The following is a 20680-nucleotide window of genomic DNA, read 5'->3' as shown; positions in this document are numbered from 1 at the left end:
GCCTTTACCCAACGGGGCGGCTACGGAGCGACGGTCAACCGCCGCGCGAGGTAGTCCTCGACCGCCCCCTCGCTCGCGCGCTCCGAGAGCACGGTGCCGACGTAAGCGTCGCGCTCGAACGCAACCACCTGAAGGTCCCACACGCAGAACGATTCGCTTCCGCGTGCCGCGCGCCAGGCAGCTCCCGGCGAGTGGTCGCGCACGAAGACCCGGACCGGTAGCTCATTCTCGCGATCCCACCACCCCAACACGATGTAGTCGGCGCCGTTGCCACGGTGCTCGATGACAAATCCGACCCCCACACGGCCGGCGGCGTGCACCGGCGATGGCAGCGCGGCGTGTGCAAGCCGTCGCCCCGGTTCGAAGTCGGGCCATTCGCCATGCGACTCGGAGTCCGGGGCGGTGTGACGCACGATCGTGTAGCGCTTGAGGCGCCATTCGCCGTAGAGCGTCACGCCGCGCGGGTGGATGGGGCGAGACTGGAAGGGGCGCATGCCGGGTCTGGTTGTTGGATGCTGGTGCTCAGGATGAGCTGCCGGGCCACCTGAACTCGTGCCTGCCGTCCGCTCGTGGCGCGCGCCGTCGGTGCGACGAGGGGGCGCTACCGACGCACTGCCGGTCCGGAGTTCAGAAACGCGCGTGCCGAGGCAGTCACCGGGTGATCGAGACCGTAGCCACTTGCCAGCGCCGTGAGCGCGCGCTGCGCCGTGCGTGACGCGCCGCTTCGGTCACCGAGCGCCTGTTGAACGCGAGCATGCAGATAGTCCGCGTGCCCGACAATGGCGCTCCGCGCTCCCGCCAGCGAGTCTACCATCGCCATCGTCCGCACGCGAGAGGCGACGGAGTCGGCGCCCCGCACGTCACCAGCCGCCAGACGCCACTCGCCGAGTGTGAGCAAGGGAAAGATGAAATGCATGCGGGGAATCGAGGCATCGGGCCACAGCGAGTCGATGGCGAAGGCCAGACGCCTCATCGATGGCACGGAATCACCGTCGTGTCGCGCGATGCGCAGGCGCACCCACTCGCGAGTGAGCCAGTGCCAGGGATACAGGGTGCCGGCACGCGCGGCGCGCACGCTGGCCTCCCGCATGCGGCCGCCCTCCAGCGCGGCCCAGGCGGCGTTGACGTCGGCCGTGACTTGTGCGTTCCCTTCGAGAGGGCCCTTCGCTGCTCGCGCGAGCCAGTGACTCGCAGAATCTACCTCCCCCGCGCGCAGCAGGATCGTTCCGTAGAGCAGGGCCAGATACGGCGGCACCGTCTCAGCACCGCCCTGACCTTCCACGCGACGCACGATGGCACCAAGGGTGGCCACGGCCTCGCGCATCTCGCCCAGCTCGAGGAACATGAGCGACATCGGCGCGGCGACGTTCGGCAGGATGGCGGTCCCTGGATACCCCATCGAATCGACCCCCGCGACAATCGTGCGCTGCAGCACGAGTGCATCCCTCGGCCGTCCAGCCCGTTGGAGAACGGGCGCGAGACCGTTCAGAATGGCAAGCCGGTTGAGCGATCGCCTTGACGCACCCTCGAGTCTCTCACCCTCGTCGAAGACGACAAGCGCCTGTTCCAGGCGCGCGATCGCGCGATCCTTGTCGTTGTCCAGCATCGCGAGGTCGCCCTCGGCTTGCAGGCACAGGTAGTCCTCGGCCTTGGGCCCAATCCGCGCCAGCGCCGATCGCCCGTGCTCGACCGCCGCACGGGCGGAGTCGACCATCCGCGTCTTGAGAAAGATCTGGGCGCGTGTGCAGGAGATGGAGGACTCGACGTCGAACAGTCCCGCCCCGTGCGCGATGTCGCGTGACCTCGCGTCCAGCGCGAGCGCACCGGCGGCATCGCCACTCTCGAACAGCTGTGTCGCCAGGTCGGTCATGACCACGGCGACGGTGCGCGGATTGGTGCTGAACTGCGTCTCCACGACGTCCACGGCGTGCAGCAGCCGTCCCCGCGCATCGAGCGGCTTGCCGTCCGGGCCCAGCGCGTCGGTGGCCAGTACCTGCGCGGCAGCGAGAAAGCCCTCCTGATTGCGGAAGTTTCGCTCGGCTACGCTTCGCTGTCGCTCGGCTTCCAATAGTTGGCGATATGAGACAACGGTGGCGGTGACCAGCGCGGCACCAACGACACCAGCGATGGCGACGCCAGTCCGGTATCTCTGCACGAACCTCGTGGCGCGATAGCTCAGGCTATCGGGACGGGCCGAGACCGGTTCGTGGTTGAGCCATCGACGGAGGTCATCGGCCATCGCGGCAGCCGTCTCATAACGTTCGCCGGAGACCTTCCGCAGCGCCTTTCGCAGAATCGCGTCGAGATCCCCCAGACCGGTTGGCGCGGGCTCCCGCTGCAGCGCGCCTTGCGCGAACTCAACGCTGGTGCGCGCGCCGTCCGAGGTCGGATGACGGTCGGTCAGCAGCAGGTACAGCATCACACCCGCGCTGTAGATGTCGGACGCCGGACCAATCGGCTCGCCACGGAACTGCTCGGGTGACGCAAAGGCGGGAGTCAGTGCCTGATGCCCCTGCTCCGTTACCTCCGCGGAGCGCTCGTCGGAGGCGATGAGGCGCGCGATGCCGAAGTCGAGCAGCTTCACCGTGCCGTCTTTCGTGACCAGTACGTTCGACGGTTTGAGGTCGCGATGCACGATCAGGTTGGCATGCGCATGACCAATCGCGGCGAGGACCTGCAACATGAGTTGCACGCGCTGCGCAGCGCTGCCGGTCGCGCGTGCGGCATAGGCATCGATCGGTTCGCCGTCTATGTACTCGAGGACGAGGAACGGCTGGCGCAGCTCGCTCACGCCCGCATCGAGGAGGCGCGCGACATTCACGTGTGAGAGCCGGGCGAGCGCCGTCCCCTCGCGACGAAAGCGCTCGAGCCCCGCGCGTCCCATCAACGACAGATTGAGCAACTTGACCGCGGCCAATCCCTCGAAGCTGCCGTCGGCCCGCGTCGCGAGCCACACGCTCCCCATGCCACCTTGGCCGATGGGGCGATCGAGGGTCCAGGCACCAATCCGCACACCGGCCAAGGAAGGCTCGCCCTCAAGCCGCGGGGGCAGCGGCGGTAGCGACGCGAGCGGCTCCGAACCGCCGCCCTTCCACGTGTCGCCCGACAGCAGAATCTCGCTCAGTGCCTGCACAACACTCACGCTCTCGCGCTGGAGGTCATCAACCCAGCGAGTCCGCTCCTCGGGGGAGAGGTCGAGCGCCTGATCGAGCAGCGGACTCAGTCGCGCGTACAGTGATTCGGACAACGCTGACATGATTCCGTTGTTGAGGAGGTGGTCCGCTCGGCGACCTATGCCACGTCGGCCATCACGGTCTCCCCCAGAATCACCTCGGGAGCGACGGCCGCCAAGTGCCGGGCGAAGAATGCGCCGACCAGTGCCTCGTACTCACGACCGGCCACACCAAACGACGCGAGATGTCGGTTGCCCGGGGTAATCCACACCGCGCTCTCTCCCGCCTGCGCCAAGGCGTGCGCATGATGAACCGGCACGAAGGGATCGCGTTCCGCGTGAATCACTAGCGTCGGCCGGCCGCGCAGCTGCAACATGTTGACGGCCGGCGAGTGATGCAGCAGCGACTCACCGGTGAGGACGCGCGCCGCGAGCAACGCGCCGGACAGCACGCACGTCGGGAGGCGGGTGAGCCGCGCGAACTGCGCGTGCAAGACATCATCGAGCCTGGCGAACGCACTGTCGGTGACCAGGGCGCCGATGGCTGGTTCCTCGGCGGCCGCCGCAATGGCACTCACGCCACCCATCGATGCTCCCAGGATGCCGATGGATCGTGGCTGGTATCCGCGCGCCAACAGGAAGTCGACGGCGCCCAGCACGTCGCGACGCTCACGACGGCCGAAGGTCAGACGTGCCGCTTCGCTTTCGCCATGCCCGCGCAGATCGAGCATCACGACACTCAAGCCCCGTGCGGCCAGTTCCAGCACCAGCGAGACCGTCGTCCCTCGGAGTTCATCGCCACGCGACGCGTCGCGTCCATGGACGAGGATCACCGCCCCCGTCGCGCCCGTCGTGCGCCGATACGATGCGGCGAGCTGCAATGCTTCGTCGCGGGCGCAGAACTGCACGCGCTCATACAACGCCCCAACATGCTCCGGCGACAGCACCCGCTTCGGCGTCGTGAACCGGTGGGCCACCACGACTGCCAACACGAGATACAGCACCGTCACACTCAAGACCGCGCTCGCCACCAGGGCCATGCCCGACATGCTGCCTCCGTCGTCCGCATTGAATCGAAACTCCCGTGCTTGGGAGATCGGAAACGGCGACGGAAAGGCGACACATGTGGCTCGCCGCCTAGCCGCGAAGGCCGAGGGACTGGGGCGAGCCAGGGACGACGTCGCGCAACTGGGCGACAGAACATCTGCCGGCTTCGTCCAGCTCAGGACGCAGCAGCAACTCCAACTCTCGCACAATGGTCGGGCAGTCGGCGCGCATGTCGGCCAACCAGGCGAGGCGCTCCGCCGGCTCGAGGTCGAGCGCGCGATTCAGCAACGGTTGGAGGACGTTCCAGACGTGACGCTTGAGCGTGAACATCTCGGGCTCCGATCTCGGGTCGCGCGTCCGGGGCTGGTGGTCGCGTACCCATGTAATCGGAAACCCGCGCAGAAACCCGACACCGACTGGAAGCGGTTCGGTGGGGCGAGCGGGTGTGCCTAGCGACCGTCCATCTCCTGAGCCGAACCGGTGTTTCCCTCGTCGTCGCGCATGACGCGATGCAGTAGCAGGCGCGCCTTTCGCCAGTCGCGCTGCACCGTGCGCTCGGACACGCCGCGCATCGCGGCGATCTCGCCAAACCCGAATCCGCAGAAGAAGTGAAGGTCCACGAGTTCGGCGAGGGGTGGATCGAGCCGGGATAGCCCCTCCAGGGCCTCGCCGAGCGCCTCGAGCTGCACCGTCCCGTTCGCGTCGGCCGCCACCATCGGCACGGCGTCGTCGATCGACGTGATGTGAAACTCGCCGCCGCGCTTCTGCGCGCGCCGCTGGCGCCCATAGTCAATGATGAGTCCACGCATGGCCCGGGCCGCATACGCCAGGAAATGCGCTCGATCCGGAAACGACGCACCCGACCGGTCGGCGATGTTGATGTACGCCTCGTGCAACAAGGTCGTCGTGCCCAGCGTCAACTGATTCCCGTTGCGTACGAGCTGACGCTCCGCGAGCCGGTGCAGGTCGTCATACAAGGCCGTAAAGAGTCGGTCGGCAGCGGTTCGGTCGCCAGCCTCGGCGTCACGAATGAGCGCCGCGATGCTCGTGTCCATGCCGTCGGGATTCGGGGAGGCGACTGCGCGCACTGCAATGTACCGCACCGTCAGTGCCCGCCGTGGATCCGTCATGTCGTTCCGATCCCGGCCACGCGCGACGTGCCGCCATCCGCGAGTTCGACGTCAGCGCCCCCCGCGCATCCCGCGCGCCGCCTCCACCGCACGCTTCGTGTGCAGCAACCGCTGGCCCGTCGCATTGGTGTCGGCGGTCTGCTCGAGCAGTCGGCGCAGCTCGGCGCCGGTGAGTCGCGGGTTCTCGGCGAGCACCTTGGCCGCGGCATTCGTCACGACGGGCGCTGCCATCGAGGTCCCGGTTCCAAACGCCGGTGCGCCGCCCGGCAGTCTCCCCGGGACGCGCCACCCGTTCGCGAACAGCGTCACCTCCGCCCCGGTGTTGGTAAAGCGCGCGACCTCGCCGTCCCGATTGACGGCGCCCACGATGAGGAAGTTCGGCAGCGCGAAACGCGTGGCGGGGTTCGACTGCGCCATCGTGGTCCCTTCGTTTCCCGCCGCGCCGACGAAGAGCGTCTGCGGTGCGCGCTGCATTCCGGCGCGCAGGACCGCGCGCAGCGTGTCGACGGTGTAGCGGGCGATGGCACGACGTTCCTCGATGGGGAGCGCGGGGGCGCACTGCTCGAGGTTGCGCAGGTAGCTCTGCTCATGGCGCCCCCACGACATGTTGACCACGCGTGCCCCGCTCTCCACGAGATAGTCCAACAGGTCACGCAGCGACTCGGCTTCGCGATGTGCGAACTCGCGCGACCAGCACGGGACCGGAGGATTGCCGTGCCACCACTCCATGCGGGCGATGACGAGGTCGGCCCGCGCATGCCCGGCGAGCGCGGCATCGGCGACCGACGTGCCGTGGATGTAGCCGGCCCAACGATCGAACGCATCTTCGAGGAGTGCACGCTCCGCTGGCGGGAGGGTCTTCTCACGTTGCTGCACCGCGCGCGCCTTGGGGCTGTCGACGCCGGTGTCGAGGTCGTCGTACCCCTGCGTCATCTCGTTCAGCTCATCGCGCCTGACGAGCAGTGCAGCGGGGAGGACTTCCATCGGCGTATCCAGGCGCCGCTTGAAGGCATCATAGCCTCGGATGAGCGCGCGCCCGGCGTCGTCGCGCGCCAGCCGGTCGGCGAAGAGTGTCGTATCGACGCCACTGTCCCAGATACCGACGCGCACCCGCACGCCCCCCGGCGCTGGGGCAATGGTGACGTCGCGGTCGGGCCAGATGTCGCGCGGGGTCGCCTGCGACTGCGCGACGGCGCGGGCGTGGAGCAAGAGCGCGGCGAGCGTCAGCAGCGCGAGCGCCTTCGTCATCGGGGCACGCGCTTCCGGGCCGGCTTCGCCGACTTCGCCGACTTCGCCGGCTTCTCCGTCTTCGCTGACTTCCCTGTCTTCGCCTCTGCCGGCGCCAAGCACCGCCACCCCTCTGTGATGAGGATGCGCAGGTCGCGCACGGTGACGGCGTCGAGACGCACGAGCACCGCTGGATAGCCGTTGTAGTGCGGCTCGGTGAAGAAGCGCACGGGGTCGGAGGCGAGGATCGTCTCCTTCTGCCCTAACGAGGCGACACGCACCGCCAGCACCGTCGCGTTGGGGACGCGGGCCTTCTTGGGTGCGAGTCGTTCCAGCCAGACCCAGGCGAAGCCTCGCATCTTCCCCTTGTACGGCACTTCGAAGGCGAATCGCCCGGTCGCCTCGACGGCTCCCGGGAGTGCAAGTGCGATGCGACGAACGTCAGCCTGGGTCGCCATGCGCGAGCGGTGAGAAGTGGTCGACTGCCCTCGGGAGAGGAGCTATCGCTCCCCCCGCGAGCGGGCAAGGGGCGCGCCACCCACCGTCACACCGGACTGCCCCGCGTGGATCAGCGGGGTGACGGCATTTTCGTGGGCCGCGCGCCCTCCCCCTCGACCGCAACGGGATGTCCGATCGCTCGCTCGATCGCCGCCGCATGCGCGAGCAGCTGCGGATCCTCGGTCTGTTGCGTGAGCGCCTGGCGCATCGCCGCGGCGGCCGCGGTGTGGTCGCCCGTGCGGTGCAGCGCCCACGCCAGCAGGTCCAGACCATACACATCGCGGCGCTCGCGCAGCTCGTCGCGCGCCCTGGCGAGCACCATTCGCGCATCGCGCGCCGTCCCGTGGTCGAGCAGGAAGAGCCCCCACGCGCGATGGATCGGCCCCGGCTGCTGCAACGCCGCCGTCGCCATCGCCTCCGCAAACGCCGTCGCCTGCGCGCTGTCGCCCATCGCGCCGTACGCTTCGCTGATCGTCCCGAGCGTCGCGGGATCGAGCACGATCGCCGTCGCGCGTTCGCCGAACGAGACGGCCTCGGCGTGCTCACCTCGGGCAAGCGCTGCGCGCGCGAGTGCCCCCAGGATACGGTAGTCATCCGGAAAGATCTCGAGCCCTCGCCGGAGCGACGAGTCGGCGGCCGCGTAGCGCCCCGACCGCAGGTCGAGCTCCCCCAGGCGCAAGTGAAACCAGGCGACCTGTTCCCGTGGGAGATCGTCGCGTCGCTCCACCGCGCGCACCGCTCGTTGCAGGAGTGCACGCGCCTCCGCCGTGCGCCCCATGATCTCGTGCCACCGCGCGACGCGCGCGGCGACGGTGAACTGGTCGCGACCGACCCACACGCCGGCAAAGTGTGTGTTGGCCGAGTCGTAGTCGCCCATCTCCAGCTCGATCTCGGCCAGCTGTGCCAGCGCAGCGGCGTCGCCCGGACTGAGCTCCACCGCGCGTTGCGCTGCCTCCCGCGCCTCGCCGAAGGCGTGCCGCGCCAGCAACGCCGATGCGAGCAGTCCGTAGGTGTGCGCGTTGCGCGCCGATCGCAGCGCCAACGAGCGGCGCGCGAGCCCTTCCGCCCGCTCGAAGTCCTGGAAGGAGGCCGTCGCGCGCGCCCGTGTCATGTACAGCTGTGCGACCATCGCATGGTCGCCGGCACTCTCGGGGTCGTTCGCCAGTCGCGTTTCGTAGAACGCCAGGTCGGCGTCGAGCACGGCGGCTTCCGATCGCACCGCATCCAGTCGCCCCGCACCACCCGCCGACGTCGCCGGGCCCACCGTTCGCGAGGCGGTGCGGGACGAGGCACCACCCAGATACCACGCCGCGGCCCCGGTGGCGACGAGCGACGCGGCGACAAACCAGACAATGGCAGGACGGGGGGCACGCATGTGCATTCTCGTTAGGGTTGGCGCCCGCCGCGCGCCGGGTCGTCCGGCGCGCGACGGGGGCGACCGTGGGACTACCGCCCGGTGTGCGGCGCGGCGAGGTACGGGAAGCTCCCCAGGAACGCCTTGTCGTTGACGCCCACGTTGTCGGTGCAGAGGGGCAACGTGAAGGGCGCGCAGAGGGCGTCGTTAGGGTCGAGGAAGCTGCTGAAGATCGCCGAGAGTCCGAGGTCGACGACGTCGTCCGACAGGTTGCGCCCACCCCAGCCGCCGGCCAGCGCCCAGCTCAGCCACCCGGATGTCGACGGGCTCTTGGACGGATCGACGATGAGCATGTCGGGATAGAGGACGCTCCCGAGCGTGCTGGCGAGCCCCTGCGAGCGTCCGAAGCTCTTGATGAAGGCTTCGGTCTGCGGGCGATAGACGCCCGACGTGTACGGCATCGTCTCGTTGTAGCCATCGTGGTTGGCCTTGACGATCGTCACCTCGGAGACCAGCGGGTTGCCGAGAAACTCGACCTGGTCGTAGGTCACGTTGTTCGACTCCACCGCCGCCTCGTTGGCGTCGGGCGCCAGCAGCGCGGTCGAGTCGCCATCGTTGCAGCCGACGATAGTCACGGCGAGCAGGAGGGCACCCAGTCCGGTGCGGCCTCGAAGAATCCAGTTCATGTGAGCGTGCTCCTTGGGATGTAGGAAGAGGGTCGCGTTTGCGTGTTACTGCCCACGGGGACGGCTGGTGGTCCCCCACACGCCGAACTTGCCGGGGTTCTTCGGGTCGGCGACGAGCATGCTGGTGGGAAGCTCGATCACGATCGCCATGTCGTTGAAGCCGCGGAGGTAGTCCTTCGCCTGCCCAACGGCCCGGAACGACGAGGCGCTCGGCGTGCTCGGCAGGGCGGCGAGCGGCCCTCCCACCGGCTTGCGATCGGGGACGATGCGGAAGAAGTACTCGAGGTCGAGGAAGAAGGGATCGTCACGCGGCCCCGCGAACAGCTGCACCCCGTTCGGCGATCCGAGGACGGTGTTCGTCCGGCCGTAGAGCGTGGATTCGCCCCGCAACATCGTGTTCGCGGTTCCCGTCTCGTTGGGCTTCATCGGTCCCTTGAGCCGCACCATCTGGTTGCGTTCGGGGCCGGTGAAGGTGACCTGGAAGACGAGGTCTTCCACGGCATCGCCGTTGTTGTCGATCTTGAGCTGGTATAGCTCCTTGTCGCGCGTGCCGAACGTCGCGCTCGGCGTGCGGGCCGGCGTGAGCGGGGAGGCCGTGCTCAGGGCGAGCACCGTTCGTCCGGCGACCGGCGACGGGAAGGCATACACGTCGTTGACGTCGTAGCGAGGACTGAGCTCGACCGTCGGTGTATCCTGGTGATCGGAGGCCTTCACGACCCCCGCAACGGTCAGTCCGGCCACGACGACCGCCGCTGTGATGCCTGGCACGATCCAGTCGCGCCGGAATGTCCACGTGTGCATTGCGCCTCCTCATTGAAGCGTTGTGGGAGCGATCGGCGGGCGTCTCCCCTTCCCGGACGTCGCGCCATGGGTGACAACCCTCGCCCTGCCTGTGCAGGGGTTCGGCTGCCGTCGCGCGTGTCGCGAGGAGTACGTCGGGCGGCGTGCCACTGGATCTGTGTCGCGTGCACGTCGCGTCAATGCGCCGTGTTCACCCGCGCACCGCCTAACGGGCGCCCAGCACCATCGGCTTGCTGCTCGCGGTGAAGACGTGCGTGCGGCGCGCCGAGGCACCCTGCACCTGCACGATGTTCACCTGGTCACGGTGCACCTCCGTGAGCAGGAGGTTGCGGGCGCGAAGGGTGGTGACGCCTGACGGCACGCGGGCACGAAAGCACAGGAGGTAGGCATCGGCGGTGCGCTGCACGCCGCACGGCTCGAGGCGTACGCCATCGATGGTCAGGCGCGCCTGCACGTAGCGCGTGACGTCGTCCGCCGTCACCGTCGAGTCGCGAGGCGCCGGCTTCCCGGCAGCGCGCGCCACCGCCGCGGAGAAGTCGTCGGCGAACGCGCGAATGCTCACGTCGATCGTCCCACGCGCCACATCGTGCGACAGCACGGTGAGCGTCGTGTGAATCGGGTGCGCGCCCGCGACGGCGCTACCGACGGACAGCAGGACGGCACTTCCCGCCGCCGCGACTCGGGCGACGTGCCCAACGCGCGTCCAGCGCCCCCCCCTCAACCCGGCCATCGTTCCCAGGCCCACACCACGGCGACCGCGGTCACGACCGCCGACACCCCGACGAGCCGCGCCTGGAACGGCGCCCCGCGCACCACGCGATGCGGCGCGACGGCGAGCAGGCGGTCGCCTACCCAGAAGCAACCGAACGCGACCGCGAGCACGACCAGCTGCCCGCATTCAATCCCGACGTTGAACCCGAGGAGCGGGAGCGCCAGCTCATCGACAAACAGGCTCCGCAGGTAGTCCGCGAAGCCGGCGCCGTGCACCAGGCCGAAGATGCCGGCGAGCACGGAGCGATGCCCCGAGGTGCGTCCCGATTCCGCGCGTTGGCGCGCGAGCAGGTTCTCCATTCCCGTGAGCACGATCGTCACGGGGATGAGGAACTCCACGATCTCCCTCGGAAGCACGAGCTGCGTCGTGACCGCCAGCAGGAGCGTCAGCGAGTGGCCGACGGTGAAGGCGGTAACGACCCAGAGCAGCGCGCGCCAATCGCGACCGCGGTAGATCGCCGCGAGCGCGAGGAGGAAGAGCACGTGATCGGCGGCATCGAGCGCCACGATGTGGCGAAAGCCGACGTCGACAAACGCGAGGAAGTCTGACATCGTCTCCAGATCGCTCCGTGAACGCGAGGGGATGCCGGGAGTACGACACGACGCACGGAATCGGATCTCTCGGCGCGGGCGCGCAGATCCGACGGGCGCGTTGCCAGCGTAGGACGGGACAACCCGGAGGGTCGTCTTGTCGCTGCAAGCGCCGGGGGTGTATGTTGCCGGTCGCATCGCCCACGGGGTGTCGATGCGAGCGTCATGCGCCTCCACTCAACCATCGTACCCAATGCCTGACGGGGCCCCGCGCGTGGCGCGGAGCGATGCGGAGCTCGTGTCCGCGATGGCGCACGGCGACGAAGGGGCGGCCGCCGCGTTCTACGATCGGCACGCACCGACGGCGATGGCACTCGCATTTCGCCTGTTGCGCGAGCGCGCCGACGCCGAGGGGGTCGTCCTCGAGGCGTTCATGCAGGCGTGGCGAGACGCGGCGCGTTTCGATGGTACGCGCGGCTCACCGGTGAGCTGGCTCCTCACGATCACTCGCACACGCGCGTTGGACCACCTGCGCAGGGCAGGTCGCCTCGCCAAACGCACGGCGGCCAACGTCGAGGAGGTCCCGGCGGAATTGCTCGCCGCGCCCGAACAGGCTGGCCACCCTGGCTTCGACGTCGAGGAAGCAGAGCAGCGTCAGGCGGTCAAGCACGCGGTGCAGGCACTCCCCGACAACCAACGCATTGTCATCGAACTCGCCTACTTCGCTGGATTGTCGCAGTCCGAAATCGCCGAGCGACTCTCCGAGCCGCTCGGCACCGTCAAGACACGTGCCCGCCTCGCGATGATGAAGCTGCGAGAAGGACTTCGGGCCTTTCGGGAGGACGCACGGTCGTGAGCGACTACACGCGCGAAGAACTGCTCGACCTCGCGGCCGCGTATGCGCTTGGCGCCGCGTCGCCTGACGAGCGGGCGGCCGTCGAGGCCGCGCTGCCGTCGATGCCCGAGTTGGCCGCCGAGATCGCCGCCTACGGTGACGTCACGGTCCAGCTGGCGCAGCAGCACAGCATGCAGCCATCACCGGACGTGCGTGCGCGCTTCCTGTCGAGCATCCAGGAGGACAAGGCAGCGACACTCCCCGTCGCGCCGCGCTCGGCCGGGCCGTCGTCTCAGCCCTCACAGCAACCGTTCCAGCGGCCGTCCCGGTGGCCGCTGGTCGCCGTCTCCATGGGGCTCGCCGCCTCCGTCGTCTTTGCCGTGCAACTCTCGCGCGAGGTCTCACGCCTGCGCGCCGATCTCTCCGAGCGCGATCGCGCGGTCGCCTCGGCGCTTGCCGAGGCCACAAAGCGCGACCGTCAACTCGACGTCATCCTCGAAGGGGAGCGCGACCTCGTCGTCGTGCACCTCAAGAGTGCCGACTCGCTGGCCGGCCCCGGGTTGCAGCTGTTCTGGAACCGGAAGCAGCAGCTCGCCATGGGGCATGCCTTCCGCCTCAAGCCCGCCGCCGCCGGACGCGCCTACCAGGTCTGGTTCATCGTCGGGGGCAAACCCGTCGGCGTCTCGGTCTTCAATTCCGACCCTGACGGGCACGCGCTCTTCGAGAACTTCACGCTCCCCGCGGGACTCGACGGGGTGACCGACGTCCTCGTGACGGAGGAGCCGGCCGGGGGCTCACCTCAGCCCACCTCGACGCCGTTCATCGGCGGCCGCGTGTCGGCGCTGTAGTCGCACCGGCCACACGAGACGTCGCGGTCGACCGATGCGCGTCCCCCTCGAGGAACGCGCATCAGCCCCGCGACAGCTTGGCGCCCCTAGTTCATCGCTGCCTTCTCGCGCTTGTGCTGCTGGTACCACGACATCATGTAGAGCTGCGTTCGCATGAAGTTGGACGGCTTGGATCCCGTTCCGTGGAACTCGCCCTGGAAGCGCAGCAACGCGCTCGGGACGCCACGCTGCTTGAGCGCCATGTAGAACTCCTCTGACTGCGCCATCGGCGTGCGCAGGTCGAGTTCACCGGTCATGATCACCGTCGGCGTCGTCACGTTGCCCACGTACATCAGCGGCGACTGCTCGAGCCACGGCTTGGGGTCTTCCCAGTACGGCTTCTCGAACCAGGCCTGCGTGAAGTAGGGAACGTCGGCGGTGCCGGCAAAGGAGATCCAGTTCATCACCGGACAGCGCACCGCGGCCCCCGCAAACCGGTTGGTGTGGCCGATGATCCAGCTGGACAACACACCACCGCCCGAACAACCGCCGACGTACATGCGCGACTGGTCGACGTATCCACGCCCCACGACCGTGTCGACCGAGGCCATCAGGTCATCGTAGTCGACGCCGGGGTACTTCTTCATGATCGCATTGCCGAACGCGGAGCCGTACCCCGTCGAGCCGCGCGGGTTGGTATAGAGCACCACGTAACCGTTGGCGGCGAAGTTCTGGTACATGTAGCTGAAGCCGACGTTGTACATCCCGTGCGGCCCGCCGTGAATCTCCATGAGCAGCGGCCACTTCTTGGACGGGTCGAAGTTCGGCGGCTTGATGAGCCACCCCTGCACCTTGGTTCCGCCGCTCGACGTGATCCACAACTCCTCGATCGCGCCCAGCTTCTTGTTGGCGAGGATGTCGGCATTCACGCTCGTCAGGCGCGTGAGCTGTGACGGGTTGGTGAGCGGGAAGCGGACCACATCGGCCGGCTCCTGCGCGGTGGAGCGCGTCCCGACCACCGTCCCGTTCGACGCGATGGAGCCGAGGGAGAACATGTGCTGCCCGGCGGTGATGGGGCGTACGACGCCGGCCGCGCTGGCAAAGAAGAGCTGGTTGGTCCCGCGATCGCTGGCCGTGAAGTAGACGCCGCTGTTGTCGCGCGCCCACGTGAGGTCGCCCACGTCGCGGTCGAGGTTCCCGGAGATCTTCTTCATCCCCGAGCCGTCAGCGGCCATGACGAACAGCTCCGCGGTCTTGTAGGAATCCCGGGTCGACGCGTGGCCCGCGAAGGCGATCCACTTCCCATCGGGCGAGACCGCGGGCGACGACCAGGATCCGCGCTGCGCGGTGAGCTTGCGCATCACCCCCGTGGCGATGTCGACGACGTTGAGATCGCTGTCGCGGTAGTTCTTGTCGCTCGTCTCCTCCATCAAGCCGTCGAAGACGATCGACTTGCCATCGGGCGTGAAGTCCCATCCCACCGATCCGGGCTGCCCGTCGAATCGCGACCCCGCATTCCACTCGCCCTTGGTGAGCTGGCGCGGCGTCCCCCCGTCGGCGGGGACGATGTACAGGTGCACGAAGCCTGGCTCCAGAAAGCCCTGCCGGTCGGCGCGATAGTGCACCTTGTTCACGTAGCGCGGCGGTGCCGTCCACGTTGCGCCTGGCGGCGGTGCCGGCAGGTCGATGGCCCACGAGTCGGGCTTGGGCTGGTACATCGCGAAGCCGATCGACTTGCCGTCGGGCGACCACTGGATGTCGGCCGGCGCGTACGTCGCGCGCGTGACCTGCGACGTGGCCCCCTCGGCGTTCATCCAGCGCACGTACACTTGCGCCCCACCCGGCGCCCCTTCGGCGAGGTAGGCGATGCGCGTCCCGTCGGGCGACCAGACTGGACTGCCCCCGCGCACCAGGAACCGGTTCTCGCTCCCGTCGGCGTTCATGATCCAGAGCGATGACTCGAACGAGTCCTTCTGCTTGTCGACGAAGCGGCGCGTGTAGATGATGCGCCCGCCATCTGGCGAGACCTGTGCCCCCGAGACCGTCTCGAAGTCGAGATAGTGATTGACGGTGAGGAGCGAGTCCGACGGCTTCTCCTGCGCCGTCAGCGGCAAGGCGAACGATAGCGCGAGCAAGGTGGCGGAGAGGATCCGCAGCGAGTGGAGTCTGGGCATGGGCACCATTCCTTGGGGGCGGGAGACGGAAGAGGGGAGGCGGGAGATTTCGCTGCTGCAGTGTGGGGGCACGTGGCTCGCGCCCTGGCCGGTGTGAAGCAATGAGACGGCGTGCGGGAGTTCGGTCATCCCAAGCATCGCCTCGCGATGTTCATGGTCGCGCCCCGGGGCCCTTGAGGACCTGGCCGGGGCGGGCGCCGGTGTGCGTTCCGCGATCGATGACGAGCGCCCCATTCACCAGGACGTAGCGCACGCCTTGCGAATAGTGGTGCGGCGACGTGAAGGTCGAGCGATCGATGATCGCCGCCGCGTCGAAGATCGTGAGGTCGGCGGCCATCCCCTCGCGCACGAGCCCACGATCCTGCAGCCCGAGTCGTGCCGCCGGGAACGACGTCATCTTGCGCACCGCGTCCTCCAGCGACAGCACGTGTCGCTCGCGGACGTAGCGTCCCAGCACCCGCGGATACGTGCCGAAGGCGCGCGGATGCGGGGCCCCGTCGCCCAGCCGGGTTAGGCTGCCGTCGGAGCCGATCATCCCAAAGGGCGACTGCATCAGGCGCTCGACGTCGGGTTCGTCGTACGCGTGGAAGATCGCGCTGCAGCCGCCCTTGAGCTGCAAGTCGATCACCATGTCGGCCGTCGCCGACTGCGTCAGCGGACGCCCCGCCGCGGTGAGCAGGTCGGCGATCGTCTTGCCGCCCAGCGACGGATCGAACGAGCAACGCGCGAGCTGGATACGCGCCGGATCGTCGCCGAATCGTTCGTCGATGAAGTCGAGCATCCCGCGCTTCACCTCGTCGCGCACCTTCGGGTCCGTCAAACGCGCATTGAGCCCGTCGTCGGCCATCGCCCAGCGCGGAAAGATCAGGCTCAGCCCCGTATGCGACGCGGTGTACGGGTACACGTCGAAGGTCACGTCCACGCCGCGCGCGCGCGCCGACTGGATGAGTGCGAGCGTCTGCACGCTCTGTCCGAACTGGCGCCGCCCGCCGACCTTGTGGTGGCTGATGTGCACGGCGATGCGCGCCGCCTCGCCAATGCGAATCGTCTCCTGCACCGACGCGATCACCCCGCCCCCCTCATCGCGCATGTGCGAGGTGTAGATCCCGCCATGGGCGCGCGCGACCGCCGAAAGGGCGACGACTTCGTCGGTGGGGGCAAAGGTGCCCGGGACATAGGCGAGCCCGGTCGACAACCCTAACGCCCCCTCGCGCATGGCCGTCGCCACGAGCGCCTTCATCGAGTCGAGTTCGGCCGGCGTCGCCTTGCGATTGGCCGAGCCCATCACCTGGTCACGCACCGTGCCATGCCCCACGAAGAGCGCCACGTTCGGCGCGAAGTGCGCCGCCGCGGCCCGCGCGAGGTAGGGAGCCACCGGGAGCGGCGAGCTGCCGTCATTCCCGTCCACCACGGTGGTGATCCCCTGCAGCAGGTACCCCTCGGCGGTCGGCAGGTCGAAGAGTCGCTCCCGCGCATGCGCGTGCGGGTCGATGAAGCCCGGCGCGACCACCAGGCCGGTGGCATCCACTCGGCGCGTCGCCGCTGCCCCTGCAAGCGCGCCGACGCGCACGATGCGACCGCCGACGATTCCGACGTCGGCGGTGAACCACGGCGCCCCGCTTCCGTCGACGACGCGCCCGCCCGTGATGATCACGTCGTAGGTCGCGCCCTGCGCCAGCACGGTGCTTCCTCGCACATCGATCGCGGGGCACAGCGCAACGCCGAAGACGCCGCCGAGCAAGAGTGCCCCAATCGCGTTAGGCATCAACCGTCGTCGCAACGCAGTCCCCCTGTCGGTGGTCCGTCATCCGTCCCCGTGTGTGGCCTGCACTCGACCCTGCCAGAGTGCCGCCCTTGCCCTGCGAGCCGGCATCAGCGCGCCGGGAAACGACTCCTCCCCCAGAACCCCTCGGGCGTCGCCGTCAGCGATTGCAACCCGGTGCGCGCCATGGCCGCATCCGCCTCACGCTGGGCGAGCGTCAGCACCTCGGCTTCGTTCACCGTCAGCACCGTCCGGTCGCGCATCACCACGCGCCCGTTCACCAATACGGTCGAGACGTCGTTGCCGTTCGCGAAGTAGGCCACGCGATAGAGCGGCATGTTCATCGGCATCATGTGCGGCCTGAACCAGTCGATGAGGATCAGGTCGGCCTTCTTCCCCGCCTCCAGTGAGCCGATCTCCCGCTCCATCCCCAGCGCGCGCGCTGCGTCGATCGTCACCATCTCCAGCACCTTTCCCGCCGGGAGGACGTTCGTGTCCCGGAAGTGGAAGCGATGATAGTGCATCGCCTGGAACATGTGGCGGAACATGTCGAAGCTGCGGTCGGGCGCCACGCCGTCGGAACCCAGCATCACCGTCACGCCCGCGTCGAGCAGCTCGACCAGCTGGAACCGGCGACGGATGGCCGCGTTCGCGCTGGGGTTGTGCACGATCTTCGTCCCCGTCTTCACGAGGATCCCGATCTCCTCGTCGGTGAACTCGGTCGCGTGCGACAGGATCGCGTCGGGGCCGAGGATCCCCAGCTGCTCGTGCGCGAACTTCACCGTCCCGGTGGTGTGGCCGTCCTGCGTGAAGACGAGCTTGTAGCGCCTGGAGAGCTCACGCGTGGCACGCGCCTGGGCCTTGAGCTCCGCGAGTGCGGCGCCAGAGACCGGCGTCTCATCCTGATGATGCGTGGCGAAGGTGACGGCGAGGTTGATGCGCCCATCGCCCGCGCCGTGCCACTTCTTGATGAGCGCCTCCGACACCTCGAGCTGCCGCTCGAACGACACGTCGCGTTCGATTGCCGAATCGCCCTGCCATTCGGTGAAGCGCTTGGGAAACGGCGGACGCCGCGGCCCCACCGCGAGGAAGTAGCGGAGCCCCACCTCCTGCGTGGCCTTGAGATAGGCGTCGCCGTATCGCACGTCGTCGGTCCGCATCACCATGTCGCCGCCACCGAAGAGCGAGAGTGCCGTCGTCACGCCGAACCGCACGCGCTCGACCCCCGTCAGCAGGGCCTCCGCCCGCCAGAAGTCGACGGTGGATCCGTGCGCGTAGATCTTCTCGGTCGCCGGATACCACTCCTCGGTGTCCATCCCCAGGCTCTTCACGAGACCGTGTCCGGCGTGCCCGTGTCCATCGATGAGGCCAGGCATCACGATCTTGCGCCTGGCATCGATGGTCTCGGTGGGGGCGAACCTCGCCGCGAGTTCGCTCGAGCTGCCGACAGCGACGATGCGATCGCCGCGGATCGCCACGGCGCCATCCTCGATGACGCGCCGGGTAGGGTCCATCGTGATGACCGTTCCGCCGGTCACCAGGATGTCAGCGCTCTCGCGCCCCGACGCCCCACCCCCACCCTCCGCCTGATCGCCGGCCTTTGCCGCCGAGCAGGCCAGCAAGCCCAGAGAGGCACACACACCGATCAGGACCGACGACTTCACGAACCGCGTCACGAACAGCGTCATGGACGGGGAAGAATGAGGGGGAGAGGGGAGGCGAGAGAAACCGGCGGGGATCGATGCGGCTGACGGTACGGCACGAGACGCCGGTCCGGCCAGCACCAACGGCAGCGGACGGGCGAATCCTCTGATCGGACTCGAGTCATAAAAAAGGCTTCAGTAGGACTCCCGTTCCTATCGCACACCCACCACCTTACGCTCGAAGTAGGTGGAACGCGGATTCATGAACAGTCAATCGCGACCTGACATGTGCATGGCGCGAGGAGTCTCGTGATGGCACGACCACCGAACGGGGGGACAGGGTGAGCGACTCCGACTCGCACACCGCGCAGGCGTTGCCCGACGGGCCGGCGAGCGCCCCCCTTCGCCGAGCACCGCCCCCTCGCCGAGCACCGCCCCCTCGCCGAGCACCGCCCCCTCGGCGAGCACCGCCCCCTCGGCGACACCGCCCCAGAGCGGGACGAAGTCGCCGGCGGCGACCCCTCCCAAGGGGCCCGGCTCAAACCGACTCGACCACGAAAGTCGCCGCAAGCTCTTGTCGCGGATTGCGGCGACCGCATCGCAGCGCGAGTTGCGGGAGATTCAGTCCGAGGTGATCGCCGCGTACCTCGGCATGGTGATTCGACGCACGGGGGCCGACGAGACCGTCGAGCAGGTGCGCGATGCCGCGCGGGCGCGGCTGCGGCTGATCGACCCTAACGTGCCGTCGGGCGAATAGCGCCCGCCGACTGCAACCACGAGACCAACTCGCGGTTGCCGCTCTCGTACGCCACGTCGAGTGGCGACTTGTGGTCGTGCCCGATCCAGTTCACGTCGCCCCCTCGCTCCGCCAACAGCACCGCGACCGCGTGTTGACCACCGCGGCAGGCGTGCCAGAGTGCGTTGGTGATGGCCTCGGCCGACGGCGGCGTCGCGCCGTGGAGGGCGAGCTGCACGCGATCGATCACCCCCAGGGCCGCCGCCTGCCAGAGCGTCGTGGAGGCGCCGCGGTCGACCAGCCGGCGCGCGGCGCGCCACTGCGCGAAGACGACGGCGTTCGACATGGCCGTCCCTCCCGTGAAGGGTGCGCCAGGCGCCTCGATGTCGGCGCCACCGTCCAGCAGGGCGTCGACCACGTCGACATCGTCGCTGCTGGCGGCCCAGTGCAGCGGTGTTTCCCCGGGCGGTGCGGGGGGCGCCGGCACGAGCCGGACGTTCGGGTTGGCGCCAGCTGCAACGAGTACGGCCACGCACCGGGCGGCATTGGGAAAGTGGCCTGGCCAGTCGGCGACGACGTGCAGCAGCGACCGCGACACACCGCGCGCATCGACGATTGACGCGGCGGCGAGCTCGGGGTGTTCGCGCAGGTGGCGTTGCAGCGTCTCGAACTGGCCGGCGCGAATCGCCGTCGTGAGCGCGATGGCGCGAGGATCGTCGGCGTGAATGGTCGGCATCGGTATCGGCCTGGCGGTGAGGCGGGAGCGACGAGAGGAGAGCGCTCGCGCGCCGATCCGCAAAACGAATCTGTGACCAGGGAGCGAGGCAAGACAACCGACCACGATGTGCGGGGTATGAGCACCTTCGCGCACGTGCCCACGGCGTCACCCACGGCTTATCGTTGCATGACCGACACCAGCGGCGCCACGCCCGTCACCCGTTTCTCCATGAAGAGTGCGACGCCAACGCGCGTTCCCCTGCCGTCGAACCGGCTGCAACACCTTCGTCGCCTCGCCTACTGGCTGGACGAGGGGATCGGGATTCCCGGGACGCGCTTTCGCATCGGACTCGACCCGATCCTGGGGCTCATTCCCGGGGTGGGCGACGCGGCTGGGGCGCTGCTCGGCGCGGCGATCCTCATGGAGGCGGCTCGACGCGGCGTCCCGCGCGGCGTGCTCGTGCGCATCACGGCCAACCTCGTGCTCGATGCCGCGTTAGGCTCCGTTCCGCTGCTCGGCGACCTGTTCGACATGGCGTGGAAGGCCAACGTGCGAAACCTTGCGCTCCTGGAGCGAGAGGCGCTCGGGGCGCCGGCTACCGCGCGAGCGGACACGCGGCTGGTTGTCCTGCTGGGCGGCGCGGCCGTCGTGGTCGTGGCGACAGTGGTGGTGGGGGGCGCCATGCTCACGTGGCGACTGCTGCGGGGTGCGCTGGGCGGGGCGCCGTAGCGCGACGACCGGGAGCCGTCGACCGCTGGTGAGATGGCT

Annotated in this window: 20 protein-coding genes; 4 read left to right on the top strand and 16 right to left on the bottom strand. The window is 68.7% G+C overall.

The annotated features are described in order from the left end of the window. Positions 1-20: 20 nt before the first annotated feature. The 12 genes from IPN47_22740 to IPN47_22685 all read right to left on the bottom strand — a co-directional run bounded on the left by IPN47_22740 (position 21) and on the right by IPN47_22685 (position 11238). A complete protein-coding gene (locus tag IPN47_22740; protein MBK9410814.1) occupies positions 21-494 on the bottom strand; it encodes a hypothetical protein in 474 nt (157 codons plus the stop codon). Positions 495-601: 107 nt separating this feature from the next. Then, complete coding sequence (locus IPN47_22735) at positions 602-3133, bottom strand: serine/threonine protein kinase (protein MBK9410813.1); 2532 nt, start codon at positions 3131-3133, stop codon at positions 602-604. A 158-nt stretch (positions 3134-3291) separates the two neighbouring features. Further along, complete coding sequence (locus IPN47_22730) at positions 3292-4221, bottom strand: alpha/beta fold hydrolase (protein MBK9410812.1); 930 nt, start codon at positions 4219-4221, stop codon at positions 3292-3294. 88 nt (positions 4222-4309) lie between these two features. Then, complete coding sequence (locus tag IPN47_22725) at positions 4310-4549, bottom strand: hypothetical protein (protein ID MBK9410811.1); 240 nt, start codon at positions 4547-4549, stop codon at positions 4310-4312. Between the two features lie 119 nt (positions 4550-4668). Further along, positions 4669-5274 carry a sigma-70 family RNA polymerase sigma factor gene (locus IPN47_22720; protein MBK9410810.1) on the bottom strand — a complete coding sequence of 202 codons (606 nt, stop codon included), beginning with the start codon at positions 5272-5274 and terminating at the stop codon, positions 4669-4671. A gap of 126 nt (positions 5275-5400) precedes the next feature. Further along, entirely contained in the window at positions 5401-6597 is a 1197-nt protein-coding gene (locus IPN47_22715) for a S8 family serine peptidase (GenBank protein MBK9410809.1), read from the bottom strand. Beyond that, positions 6594-7034 carry a hypothetical protein gene (locus IPN47_22710; protein ID MBK9410808.1) on the bottom strand — a complete coding sequence of 147 codons (441 nt, stop codon included), beginning with the start codon at positions 7032-7034 and terminating at the stop codon, positions 6594-6596. Before IPN47_22710 ends, IPN47_22715 begins: the two co-directional genes overlap by 4 nt. A gap of 110 nt (positions 7035-7144) precedes the next feature. Then, on the bottom strand, positions 7145-8449 hold the full coding sequence (locus tag IPN47_22705; protein ID MBK9410807.1) for a tetratricopeptide repeat protein: 1305 nt from the start codon (positions 8447-8449) through the stop codon (positions 7145-7147). A gap of 71 nt (positions 8450-8520) precedes the next feature. Further along, entirely contained in the window at positions 8521-9114 is a 594-nt protein-coding gene (locus tag IPN47_22700; protein ID MBK9410806.1) for a DUF4331 family protein, read from the bottom strand. Between the two features lie 45 nt (positions 9115-9159). Next, positions 9160-9915 carry a DUF4331 family protein gene (locus IPN47_22695; protein MBK9410805.1) on the bottom strand — a complete coding sequence of 252 codons (756 nt, stop codon included), beginning with the start codon at positions 9913-9915 and terminating at the stop codon, positions 9160-9162. 205 nt (positions 9916-10120) lie between these two features. Further along, entirely contained in the window at positions 10121-10513 is a 393-nt protein-coding gene (locus tag IPN47_22690) for a hypothetical protein (protein MBK9410804.1), read from the bottom strand. 119 nt (positions 10514-10632) lie between these two features. Further along, positions 10633-11238, bottom strand: coding sequence for a HupE/UreJ family protein (locus tag IPN47_22685; GenBank protein ID MBK9410803.1), 606 nt, complete (start codon positions 11236-11238; stop codon positions 10633-10635). A 232-nt stretch (positions 11239-11470) separates the two neighbouring features. Between IPN47_22685 and IPN47_22680 the strand changes: the two genes are divergently transcribed. Both IPN47_22680 and IPN47_22675 read left to right on the top strand, forming a co-directional pair. Further along, positions 11471-12073, top strand: coding sequence for a sigma-70 family RNA polymerase sigma factor (locus tag IPN47_22680; GenBank protein ID MBK9410802.1), 603 nt, complete (start codon positions 11471-11473; stop codon positions 12071-12073). Next, entirely contained in the window at positions 12070-12900 is an 831-nt protein-coding gene (locus tag IPN47_22675; GenBank protein ID MBK9410801.1) for an anti-sigma factor, read from the top strand. Before IPN47_22680 ends, IPN47_22675 begins: the two co-directional genes overlap by 4 nt. An 86-nt stretch (positions 12901-12986) precedes the next feature. On the opposite strand, the gene IPN47_22670 is transcribed toward IPN47_22675, so the two are convergent. The 3 genes from IPN47_22670 to IPN47_22660 form a co-directional block, all read right to left on the bottom strand. Continuing rightward, on the bottom strand, positions 12987-15053 hold the full coding sequence (locus IPN47_22670) for a S9 family peptidase (protein MBK9410800.1): 2067 nt from the start codon (positions 15051-15053) through the stop codon (positions 12987-12989). 151 nt (positions 15054-15204) lie between these two features. Continuing rightward, on the bottom strand, positions 15205-16818 hold the full coding sequence (locus IPN47_22665) for a D-aminoacylase (GenBank protein ID MBK9410799.1): 1614 nt from the start codon (positions 16816-16818) through the stop codon (positions 15205-15207). Positions 16819-16925: 107 nt separating this feature from the next. Further along, complete coding sequence (locus IPN47_22660; protein ID MBK9410798.1) at positions 16926-18503, bottom strand: amidohydrolase family protein; 1578 nt, start codon at positions 18501-18503, stop codon at positions 16926-16928. 529 nt (positions 18504-19032) lie between these two features. On the opposite strand from IPN47_22660, the gene IPN47_22655 reads away from it, so the two are divergent. Further along, on the top strand, positions 19033-19215 hold the full coding sequence (locus IPN47_22655) for a hypothetical protein (protein MBK9410797.1): 183 nt from the start codon (positions 19033-19035) through the stop codon (positions 19213-19215). Here the strand turns inward: IPN47_22655 and IPN47_22650 are convergent. Beyond that, positions 19193-19930, bottom strand: a complete 738-nt coding sequence (locus IPN47_22650; protein MBK9410796.1) for an ankyrin repeat domain-containing protein — start codon at positions 19928-19930, stop codon at positions 19193-19195. The genes IPN47_22655 and IPN47_22650 overlap by 23 nt on opposite strands. A gap of 168 nt (positions 19931-20098) precedes the next feature. Between IPN47_22650 and IPN47_22645 the strand changes: the two genes are divergently transcribed. Continuing rightward, positions 20099-20641, top strand: a complete 543-nt coding sequence (locus tag IPN47_22645) for a DUF4112 domain-containing protein (protein ID MBK9410795.1) — start codon at positions 20099-20101, stop codon at positions 20639-20641. The last annotated feature ends 39 nt before the right edge of the window (positions 20642-20680 follow it).

The sequence above is a fragment of the Gemmatimonadota bacterium genome (assembly GCA_016719105.1).
GTDB lineage: Bacteria > Gemmatimonadota > Gemmatimonadetes > Gemmatimonadales > Gemmatimonadaceae > SCN-70-22.
Note: the sequence above shows the minus strand (reverse complement) of the source record. Positions and strands in the feature narration are given on the sequence as shown.

What these genes read in the sequence shown, in the direction of transcription:
- IPN47_22665 (MBK9410799.1), bottom strand. Translation starts at nt 16,818, where the DNA reads ATGCCTAACGCGATTGGGGCACTCTTGCTCGGCGGCGTCTTCGGCGTT.
- IPN47_22710 (MBK9410808.1), bottom strand. Translation starts at nt 7,034, where the DNA reads ATGGCGACCCAGGCTGACGTTCGTCGCATCGCACTTGCACTCCCGGGA.
- IPN47_22695 (MBK9410805.1), bottom strand. Translation starts at nt 9,915, where the DNA reads ATGCACACGTGGACATTCCGGCGCGACTGGATCGTGCCAGGCATCACA.
- IPN47_22700 (MBK9410806.1), bottom strand. Translation starts at nt 9,114, where the DNA reads ATGAACTGGATTCTTCGAGGCCGCACCGGACTGGGTGCCCTCCTGCTC.
- IPN47_22650 (MBK9410796.1), bottom strand. Translation starts at nt 19,930, where the DNA reads ATGCCGACCATTCACGCCGACGATCCTCGCGCCATCGCGCTCACGACG.
- IPN47_22645 (MBK9410795.1), top strand. Translation starts at nt 20,099, where the DNA reads ATGACCGACACCAGCGGCGCCACGCCCGTCACCCGTTTCTCCATGAAG.
- IPN47_22705 (MBK9410807.1), bottom strand. Translation starts at nt 8,449, where the DNA reads ATGCGTGCCCCCCGTCCTGCCATTGTCTGGTTTGTCGCCGCGTCGCTC.
- IPN47_22680 (MBK9410802.1), top strand. Translation starts at nt 11,471, where the DNA reads ATGCCTGACGGGGCCCCGCGCGTGGCGCGGAGCGATGCGGAGCTCGTG.
- IPN47_22685 (MBK9410803.1), bottom strand. Translation starts at nt 11,238, where the DNA reads ATGTCAGACTTCCTCGCGTTTGTCGACGTCGGCTTTCGCCACATCGTG.
- IPN47_22670 (MBK9410800.1), bottom strand. Translation starts at nt 15,053, where the DNA reads ATGCCCAGACTCCACTCGCTGCGGATCCTCTCCGCCACCTTGCTCGCG.
- IPN47_22715 (MBK9410809.1), bottom strand. Translation starts at nt 6,597, where the DNA reads ATGACGAAGGCGCTCGCGCTGCTGACGCTCGCCGCGCTCTTGCTCCAC.
- IPN47_22725 (MBK9410811.1), bottom strand. Translation starts at nt 4,549, where the DNA reads ATGTTCACGCTCAAGCGTCACGTCTGGAACGTCCTCCAACCGTTGCTG.
- IPN47_22720 (MBK9410810.1), bottom strand. Translation starts at nt 5,274, where the DNA reads ATGGACACGAGCATCGCGGCGCTCATTCGTGACGCCGAGGCTGGCGAC.
- IPN47_22660 (MBK9410798.1), bottom strand. Translation starts at nt 18,503, where the DNA reads ATGACGCTGTTCGTGACGCGGTTCGTGAAGTCGTCGGTCCTGATCGGT.
- IPN47_22730 (MBK9410812.1), bottom strand. Translation starts at nt 4,221, where the DNA reads ATGTCGGGCATGGCCCTGGTGGCGAGCGCGGTCTTGAGTGTGACGGTG.
- IPN47_22740 (MBK9410814.1), bottom strand. Translation starts at nt 494, where the DNA reads ATGCGCCCCTTCCAGTCTCGCCCCATCCACCCGCGCGGCGTGACGCTC.